Origin of the sequence: Burkholderia sp. DN3021, from assembly GCF_049805555.1 — a bacterium.
Lineage (GTDB): Bacteria > Pseudomonadota > Gammaproteobacteria > Burkholderiales > Burkholderiaceae > Burkholderia > Burkholderia pyrrocinia_C.
This window is the reverse complement of the sequence record NZ_JBNCAB010000199.1, coordinates 1-2,452: the sequence shown is the minus strand read 5'-3', so window position 1 is coordinate 2,452 and position 2,452 is coordinate 1. Positions and strand designations below refer to the sequence as shown.

General features: G+C 70.4%; 2 protein-coding genes. Both read left to right on the top strand.

The genetic code is table 11. From position 1 onward, the window contains the following. The first annotated feature begins 9 nt into the window (after window positions 1-9). The gene (locus tag ACPUER_RS36360; protein WP_425133531.1) at window positions 10-1,332 is read left to right on the top strand and encodes a CpaF family protein; all 1,323 of its coding nucleotides are present in this window, start codon (window positions 10-12) and stop codon (window positions 1,330-1,332) included. Beyond that, entirely contained in the window at window positions 1,329-2,306 is a 978-nt protein-coding gene (locus ACPUER_RS36355; protein WP_425133530.1) for a type II secretion system F family protein, read from the top strand. The genes ACPUER_RS36360 and ACPUER_RS36355 overlap by 4 nt, the downstream gene beginning before the upstream one ends. Window positions 2,307-2,452: the final 146 nt, after the last annotated feature.

Sequence of the window (2,452 nt, the reverse complement as noted above, 5' to 3'; positions counted from 1 at the left end):
GCGCCGGCGATCGCGTCCGCGCCCGCGCCGCCGCCAGCCCGCACGCCCGCGGCCGCCGACACCCACGAGGCGCTGATCCGCTCCGGCAAGTTCGACGCGATCCGCACCGCGGTGTTTGCGTCGATGAACATGTCGGCGGCGCTGATGAAGACGCGCGACGAAGTGCGCGCGGGCATCGAGCAGGTGGCGGCGCACACGGTCGAGCGCGAGCGCCTGAAGATCACGGCCGGCGAGCAGGTGCTGATCGTCGACGCGATCCTGAACGACATGTTCGGCGTCGGCCCGATCGAGCCGCTGCTCGCCGACGAGACGGTCACCGACATCCTCGTCAACGGGCCCGACCAGGTCTACGTCGAGCGCGCCGGCCGGCTCGAGCTCACGTCGCTGAAGTTTCGCGACGACGCGCACGTGACGAGCGTCGCGCAGCGGATCGCGGCGGCGGTGGGCCGGCGCGTCGACGAGAGCAGCCCGATGGTCGACGCGCGCCTCGCCGACGGCAGCCGCGTGAACGTCGTGCTGCCGCCGATCGCGATGCGCGGCCCGTCGATCTCGATCCGCAAGTTCGCGAAGCGCGACATCACGCTCGCGCGGATGGTGCATCAGGGCAACATCTCGCATCCGATGCTGCAGGTGCTGAAGGTGGCGTGTTTGTGCCGGCTGAACATCGTGATCTCGGGCGGCACCGGCTCGGGCAAGACGACGCTGCTCAACGCGTTGTCGCAGCACATCGAGCAGCACGAACGGATCGTGACGATCGAGGACGCCGCCGAGCTGCAACTGCAGCAGCCGCACGTCGTCAGCCTCGAAACGCGGCCGGAGAATACCGAGGGGCTCGGTGGAATCTCGCAGCGCGACCTCGTGCGCAACGCGCTGCGGATGCGGCCCGATCGCATCATCCTCGGCGAGATTCGCGGCCCGGAGGCGTTCGACGTGCTGCAGGCGATGAACACCGGCCACGACGGCTCGATGACGACGATCCACGCGAACTCGCCGCGCGACGCGATCAGCCGGCTCGAGAGCATGGTCATGATGGCGAACGCGAACCTGCAGCTGCTGTCGATCCGGCGCCAGATCGCCAGCGCCGTGCACCTGTTCGTGCAGGTCGAGCGGATGCGCGACGGCGTGCGGCGCGTTACGCGGATCACCGAGATCGTCGGGATGGAGGGCGAGGTGGTCATCACGCAGGACCTGTTCGCGTTCCGCCAGGAAGGCGACACGACGCGCGACGCGGTCAAGGGCGTGTTCGACGCGTCGTCGCTGCGGCCGGCATTCGCGCCGCGCGCCGCGTATTACGGCGTCGAGGACGCGCTCGCCGAGGTGTTCCGCCAATGACGGCCGCCGACCTGTTCGCGGCAGGCGCGTTCGTCGTGATCCTCGCGATCGGGCTCGCGCTGTCGTCGCTGCTCGATCGTGCGCGCCGCACGCCGGCGCAGCGTATTCGCGAGCGGATGCGGCGCCTGTCGCCGTTGCTCGCGGGCCGCGATGCGGGCGCGTCCGCCGGCTCCGGCGTCGCGCTGTTCAACCTCGAACGCCGGCAGGGCCGCGCGCGCACGTGGCTGCGGCGCCACCTGACGCGCGTGCGCGCGGTCGGCGGCGAAGGCGGCGTGCGGATCGTCGTGGCCAGCACGATCGCCGGCGCAATCGCGGCGATCGTCGCGGTGAAGCTGATCGGGCCGCCGGACATCCTGCGTCCGCTGATCTGCATCGGGCTGCCGCTGCTCGCGATGCGCGCCAGCTACCGCTCGCTGGTCGAGCGCTTCCGGATCCGTTTTCTCGAAGCATTCCCGGACGCGATCGACCTGATCGTGCGGGCCGTGCGCGCGGGCATTCCGGTCACGCAGGCGATCAGCACGGTCGGCGACGGCGCGGCCGAGCCGGTGCGCTCGACGTTCCGCACGATGGGCGACAGCCTGCGGGTCGGCGCGGATCTCAAGGACGTGCTCACGCAGGCGGCGGACCGGCTGATGATCGCGGACTTCTCGTTCTTCACCGTCTACCTGCTGCTGCAGCGCGAAACCGGCGGCAGCCTCGGCGAGACGCTCGACGAATTGTCGAGCATCATCCGCACGCGCCGCGACATCCGCCTGAAGACCCGCGCGCTGACCGCCGAAGGGCGGATCACGACGAAGATCATTTCGGCGGTGCCGTTCGTGATGATCGGCGCGCTGTTCCTCGTGAACCGCCCATATGTAATGCTGCTGTTCACGACGCACGCCGGCAACACGATGCTGACGATCGCCGCCGGGCTGCTGACGGTCGGGCTGCTGGCGATCCGCAAGATCTCGAGACTGGATACCGCGCGATGACGATGTCGATGCTGGCCGCCCGCGGCCTCGAACTGCTGCTGTTGCTCGCCTGCGTCGGCGTGGCGCTCGTCACGCCCGGCGGCGGCACGCGCCGGCGCATCGCCATGCGCGTGCAGCAGGCGGCCGGGCAGCGCGCGCCGTCGCTC